This window comes from Edwardsiella sp. A.80236 (assembly GCF_044540725.1).
Classification (GTDB): Bacteria; Pseudomonadota; Gammaproteobacteria; order Enterobacterales; family Enterobacteriaceae; genus Edwardsiella; species Edwardsiella tarda.
The window spans coordinates 1-6356 of record NZ_JBIUCY010000036.1 but is presented as its reverse complement, the minus strand read 5'-3'; the positions used below and the strand labels follow the sequence as shown (position 1 = coordinate 6356).

General features: G+C 66.0%; 4 protein-coding genes and 2 pseudogenes. 1 reads left to right on the top strand and 5 read right to left on the bottom strand.

What is annotated here, in order from left to right; translation table 11 throughout:
- Nucleotides 1–202: 202 nt before the first annotated feature.
- Nucleotides 203–1216, bottom strand: a complete 1014-nt coding sequence (gene intI1 / locus ACEQFP_RS17005) for a class 1 integron integrase IntI1 (protein WP_000845048.1) — start codon at nt 1214–1216, stop codon at nt 203–205.
- 394 nt (nt 1217–1610) lie between these two features.
- On the opposite strand from intI1 (ACEQFP_RS17005), the gene ACEQFP_RS17000 reads away from it, so the two are divergent.
- Entirely contained in the window at nt 1611–3152 is a 1542-nt protein-coding gene (locus ACEQFP_RS17000; RefSeq protein ID WP_109638756.1) for a fluoroquinolone efflux MFS transporter QepA8, read from the top strand.
- A gap of 27 nt (nt 3153–3179) precedes the next feature.
- On the opposite strand, the gene ACEQFP_RS16995 is transcribed toward ACEQFP_RS17000, so the two are convergent.
- From ACEQFP_RS16995 to intI1 (ACEQFP_RS16980), 4 genes and pseudogenes are all read right to left on the bottom strand, one after another.
- Nucleotides 3180–3548 carry a mechanosensitive ion channel domain-containing protein gene (locus ACEQFP_RS16995; RefSeq protein WP_001470701.1) on the bottom strand — a complete coding sequence of 123 codons (369 nt, stop codon included), beginning with the start codon at nt 3546–3548 and terminating at the stop codon, nt 3180–3182.
- 256 nt (nt 3549–3804) lie between these two features.
- The gene (locus ACEQFP_RS16990; RefSeq protein ID WP_022742855.1) at nt 3805–5289 is read right to left on the bottom strand and encodes an IS91 family transposase; all 1485 of its coding nucleotides are present in this window, start codon (nt 5287–5289) and stop codon (nt 3805–3807) included.
- 274 nt (nt 5290–5563) lie between these two features.
- A pseudogene (locus tag ACEQFP_RS16985) lies at nt 5564–5917 on the bottom strand (TCP-1/cpn60 chaperonin family protein); the annotation flags it as partial.
- A pseudogene (gene intI1 / locus ACEQFP_RS16980) lies at nt 5918–6217 on the bottom strand (class 1 integron integrase IntI1); the annotation flags it as partial.
- Between the last annotated feature and the right edge of the window lie 139 nt (nt 6218–6356).

Sequence of the window (6356 nt, the reverse complement as noted above, 5' to 3'; positions counted from 1 at the left end):
TGTCGTTTTCAGAAGACGGCTGCACTGAACGTCAGAAGCCGACTGCACTATAGCAGCGGAGGGGTTGGATCCATCAGGCAACGACGGGCTGCTGCCGGCCATCAGCGGACGCAGGGAGGACTTTCCGCAACCGGCCGTTCGATGCGGCACCGATGGCCTTCGCGCAGGGGTAGTGAATCCGCCAGGATTGACTTGCGCTGCCCTACCTCTCACTAGTGAGGGGCGGCAGCGCATCAAGCGGTGAGCGCACTCCGGCACCGCCAACTTTCAGCACATGCGTGTAAATCATCGTCGTAGAGACGTCGGAATGGCCGAGCAGATCCTGCACGGTTCGAATGTCGTAACCGCTGCGGAGCAAGGCCGTCGCGAACGAGTGGCGGAGGGTGTGCGGTGTGGCGGGCTTCGTGATGCCTGCTTGTTCTACGGCACGTTTGAAGGCGCGCTGAAAGGTCTGGTCATACATGTGATGGCGACGCACGACACCGCTCCGTGGATCGGTCGAATGCGTGTGCTGCGCAAAAACCCAGAACCACGGCCAGGAATGCCCGGCGCGCGGATACTTCCGCTCAAGGGCGTCGGGAAGCGCAACGCCGCTGCGGCCCTCGGCCTGGTCCTTCAGCCACCATGCCCGTGCACGCGACAGCTGCTCGCGCAGGCTGGGTGCCAAGCTCTCGGGTAACATCAAGGCCCGATCCTTGGAGCCCTTGCCCTCCCGCACGATGATCGTGCCGTGATCGAAATCCAGATCCTTGACCCGCAGTTGCAAACCCTCACTGATCCGCATGCCCGTTCCATACAGAAGCTGGGCGAACAAACGATGCTCGCCTTCCAGAAAACCGAGGATGCGAACCACTTCATCCGGGGTCAGCACCACCGGCAAGCGCCGCGACGGCCGAGGTCTTCCGATCTCCTGAAGCCAGGGCAGATCCGTGCACAGCACCTTGCCGTAGAAGAACAGCAAGGCCGCCAATGCCTGACGATGCGTGGAGACCGAAACCTTGCGCTCGTTCGCCAGCCAGGACAGAAATGCCTCGACTTCGCTGCTGCCCAAGGTTGCCGGGTGACGCACACCGTGGAAACGGATGAAGGCACGAACCCAGTGGACATAAGCCTGTTCGGTTCGTAAGCTGTAATGCAAGTAGCGTATGCGCTCACGCAACTGGTCCAGAACCTTGACCGAACGCAGCGGTGGTAACGGCGCAGTGGCGGTTTTCATGGCTTGTTATGACTGTTTTTTTGTACAGTCTATGCCTCGGGCATCCAAGCAGCAAGCGCGTTACGCCGTGGGTCGATGTTTGATGTTATGGAGCAGCAACGATGTTACGCAGCAGGGCAGTCGCCCTAAAACAAAGTTGGGCTTCACCAGAGTATCAAGTTGCCGAGCTGGCGATAACCTAAAACATTAAAAAGAGGTTTGAAATGAATGAAGGAAAAAATGAGGTCAGTACTTCAGCTGCTGGCCGGCTACGACCGTGCCCCCTGATGTGCGACGGGCAACAGGCATGCGTGTCACGCGCGCCTGAATGCGGATGGGTGTTGCCATCGACGGCATGTCGAAATGCGCGCGTTGCCTTCGTCGTTAAAGCATTCTTGTCCCGGAAGTTTTGAGTATGTCCGCCACGCTCCACGACACCGCAGCGGATCGTCGGAAGGCCACCCGCCGCGAATGGATCGGCCTGGCCGTGGTCGCCCTGCCGTGCCTGGTCTACGCCATGGACCTCACGGTGCTGAACCTGGCGCTGCCGGTGCTCAGCCGTGAACTGCAGCCCTCCAGCGCCCAGCTTCTCTGGATCCTGGACATCTACGGCTTCTTCGTCGCCGGCTTCCTGATCACCATGGGCACGCTGGGCGACCGCATCGGCCGGCGCCGGCTGTTGTTGATCGGCGCGGCGTTCTTCGCATTCGCCTCGGTGCTCGCGGCGCTGGCCGATACCGCCGCGCTGTTGATCGCGGCGCGCGCCTTGCTCGGCCTGGCCGGCGCCACCATCGCGCCGTCCACCATGGCGCTGATCCGCAACATGTTCCACGACCCGCGCCAGCGCCAGTTCGCCATCGGCGTGTGGATCGCCGCGTTTTCGCTGGGCAGCGCGATCGGTCCGCTGGTCGGCGGCGTGTTGCTGGAGTTCTTCCACTGGGGCGCCGTGTTCTGGCTCAACGTGCCGGTGATGCTGCTGACGCTGGCGCTCGGCCCTCGCTTCCTGCCCGAGTATCGTGATCCGGACGCGGGGCACCTGGACCTGGCCAGCGTGCTGCTGTCGCTGGCGGCGGTGCTGCTGACGATCTACGGGCTCAAGCAGTTGGCCGAGCATGGAGCGGGCCTCGCCTCGATGGCTGCGCTGCTGGCCGGGCTGGCGGTCGGGGCGCTGTTCCTGCGCCGCCAGGGCCACATCGCCTACCCGCTGCTGGACCTGCGGCTGTTCGCGCACGCGCCGTTCCGCGCGGCGCTGGCGGCGTATGCGCTGGCCGCGCTGGCCATGTTCGGCGTCTACATCTTCATGACGCAGTACCTGCAGCTCGTGCTGGGGCTGTCGCCGCTGCAGGCCGGGCTGGCCACGCTGCCCTGGTCCCTGTGCTTCGTCATCGGTTCGCTGTTGTCGCCGCAGCTCGCGGCGCGCTGGCCGGCGGCGCGCATCCTCGTCGTGGGCCTGTCGGCAGCGGCGTTCGGCTTCGCCGTGCTGGGGCTGGGGCTGGGGCAGGGCCTGTGGTGGCTGGTGCCGGCCACGATCGTCATGGGCCTGGGCCTGGCGCCGGTGTTCACCATCGGCAACGAGATCATCATCACCAGCGCGCCGTCCGAGCGCGCGGGCGCGGCCTCGGCCTTGTCGGAGACGGTGTCCGAATTCAGCGGCGCGCTGGGCATCGCGCTGTTCGGCAGCGTCGGCCTGGTGGTCTACCGGCAGGCGCTGACCAGCGCGGCGCTGCCCGGCCTGCCGGCCGATGCGCTGCAGGCGGCCGGTGCCTCGCTCGGGGGCGCCGTGCACCTGGCCGACACCCTGCCGGCGTGGCAGGGCGCGGCCTTGCTGGCGGCCGCACGCGCGGGCTTCACCGATGCGCTGCAGGCCACGGCCTGGGCCGGCGCGGTGCTGGTGCTGGTGGCCGCTGGGCTGGTGGCGCGCCTGCTGCGCAAGCGCCCAGCGCTCGCATCTGGTTGACCCGCTCGCGTCCGGACCGCGCTGGATTCAGCGCGCTGCTGGCGGGGCGGCTGCAGGTCGCATGGCCTCAGGCGGCTCTTCTGGCTGCGCGAGGTAGACGGTCTGCGTCGGAAACGCGATCTCGGCGCCATGCGACTCGACGATGCGCCCGATGCGCAGCAGCACATCCTGCTTGATCTCGTGGAAGGTGACCCACACCGTGGTCTTGGTGAAGGTGTAGACCATGATGTCCAGCGAGCTCGGCCCGAACGCGTTGAAGTTCACGATCAGCGTCTGCGTGGTGTCGATGCCGTCGTGCGTGGCCAGCATGGCGCGGATGTCGGCGACGATGGGCTCGACCACGCCGAAATCGTTGTAGCGCACGCCGATGGTCTCTTTCAGGCGGCGGTGCGACATGCGCGAGGGGTTGCGTATAGGAAGTTCAAACGCCCTTTTCGGGCAGTCTGCTGGGTAGGCGGCGGTCGCGCAAGCCCCGTTTTGGGCACGGATCGGACGTCTGTGAGTGGGATTTCGGCATCGCGGGGCCACGCAGCGGCGTTGTCAGCAGCCATGCTTCGCTGATTCCCGACAGCGGGCCGAGCGCCGCCCTGCGGATCGTGGCCGCATCGGCTCGGATTCCGGTTTCGCCGTCGGCTGTGCAGCCGGCAGATCGTCACGCGGCTTGCACTGGCGGCGCGCGCGCTGCGGGCCTGTAGTGCGCTTCTTCCCGCGCGCCGTGCTTCTCGAAGTGGGCGAGGATGGCGCGGATGGCGGTGGGTTCCTCGATGCTGGCGACGATCCGCACGGTGCCACCGCAGTGGACGCAGGCGGTGACGTCGATGGAAAAGACCCGCTTGAGCCGTTGCGCCCAGCTCATCGCACGGCGCTTCTCCTCGGGGCTGCGCGGCGCGTCGTGGGCGCTGACGTCCACTGGCGCCGCATCGCCCGCAGGCCGCTTGCCGCGCCCCGAGGGCGTCAGCTGCGCACGCAGGTTTGCATTCGGGGCGAATACGCCGTGGAAGCGGGTGAGATGCGCGCGAGGTGGCGGGACCAGCGCCGCCAGCTTGGCGATGAAATCCACCGGATCCCATTCCACATGCGTGGTGCCATTGCGCCACGGGGTCTTGAGCTGGTAACGCACCCTGCCCTGGAGCGCTATCGACAGCCGCTTCTCGCTGATCGCCGGGCGCGTGATGTAGCGGCACAGCTTTTCCAGCTTGTGGCTTTCGTGTGCTTCGGCCGCCACGCCGGCATGCAGTGAGAAGCCGCCGACCTTGCCGGCTTCGCCCTCCAGCGAACCGGCGTCACCGGGCAGCGTTTGCAGCGTGACGACCTTGCAGCCAGCGTCGCGGCCGGTGGCGATGCGGTAGGTGATCGAACTCATCCGCAGCCCATCCATGCTGTCGTCGCCTGCAGCGCTGTCTGCCAGGAAGGCCGATTCGCCCTCCCCTTCGAGCCAGCCTTTGCGCGTCAGGTGCCGACACACCCGGTGCGCGATGGTAGCTGCCAGCTGGGTCAACTGCGCGGTGGTGGGCGCACGGGCGCGGTGCAGGCGCAGTTCGCGCCGCGGCAGCTCGGTGGCTTCCACGTACACGCCGTCGAGCCACAGCATGTGGAAGTGGATGTTCAGGTTCAGCGCGCTGCCGAAACGCTGGATCAGCGTCACCGCGCCGCACTGGGCGCTGGCGCGGTCGATGCCGGCTTGATCGGCCAACCAGCCGGCGATCACGCGCTGCACGATGCCCAGCACCGGGCCAATGGCTTCTGGCTTGCTGGCGAACAGGAAACGCAAGGGGTACGGAAAGCTCAGCACCCATTGCCGCACAGGCCGCGGGCCGAACACCTCCTCGACCAGGTGCCGCGCACTCTCGGCCATGCGTCGCGCGCCGCAACTCGGGCAGAACCCGCGCTTCTTGCAGGAGAAGGCCACCAGCCTCTCTGCACGGCAGTGCTCGCACACCACCCGCAGGAAGCCGTGCTCGAGTACGCCGCAACGCAGGTAGGCATCGAACGCCTCGCGGACATACCCGGGCAGCGAGCGGCCCTCCGCTTCGATCCGTGCAATGAAGTCCGGGTAGTGCGCCTCTACCAACGCGTACAGCAGCGTGCGCTCGGGCGCGTGGCGCGCGTACCGCGAACCGGTGTGGGCGGACGGCAGTGGCGCGCATCCCGCGGCTTGCCGCCGGGATGTGGCGAGGCGCGGCACGCAGCGCTCCGGTGCGGGGACGGCTGCTCAGTGTTGCGCCTGTGTTCGCACGTTCGTATCGGTGCGTTCTGATCTTCGCGTCAGACATTGCCGCGGCGCGGGCACAACAAAAAGCCCGGCATCGCTGCCGGGCTCCGGCCCCGTCCTTGGGGCCTTGATGTCGGGTCGTTGCCGGGATCGGACCGCGCTGGCGCGGTCCGGTTCCCTGACGACCGGGCCAACCGGATCAGAAATCCATGCCGCCCATGCCGCCCATACCGCCAGCACCCGGCATGGCCGGCTCTTCCTTCTTCGGCACTTCGGCCACGACCACTTCGGTCGTGATCGCAAGGCCGGCGACGGAAGCGGCGTGCTGCAGGGCCGAGCGGGTCACCTTGGTCGGGTCCAGGATGCCCATGGCGATCATGTCGCCGAACTCGCCGGTGGCGGCGTTGTAGCCGTAGCTGCCTTCGCCGGCCTTGACGTTGGCCACGATCACGCTCGGTTCTTCACCGGCGTTGGCCACGATGGCGCGCAGCGGGGCTTCCAGCGCACGGCGGGTGATGGCGATGCCCAGGTTCTGGTCTTCGTTGATGCCCTGCCAGGGCAGATCCGTGCACAGCACCTTGCCGTAGAAGAACAGCAAGGCCGCCAATGCCTGACGATGCGTGGAGACCGAAACCTTGCGCTCGTTCGCCAGCCAGGACAGAAATGCCTCGACTTCGCTGCTGCCCAAGGTTGCCGGGTGACGCACACCGTGGAAACGGATGAAGGCACGAACCCAGTGGACATAAGCCTGTTCGGTTCGTAAGCTGTAATGCAAGTAGCGTATGCGCTCACGCAACTGGTCCAGAACCTTGACCGAACGCAGCGGTGGTAACGGCGCAGTGGCGGTTTTCATGGCTTGTTATGACTGTTTTTTTGTACAGTCTATGCCTCGGGCATCCAAGCAGCAAGCGCGTTACGCCGTGGGTCGATGTTTGATGTTATGGAGCAGCAACGATGTTACGCAGCAGGGCAGTCGCCCTAAAACAAAGTTA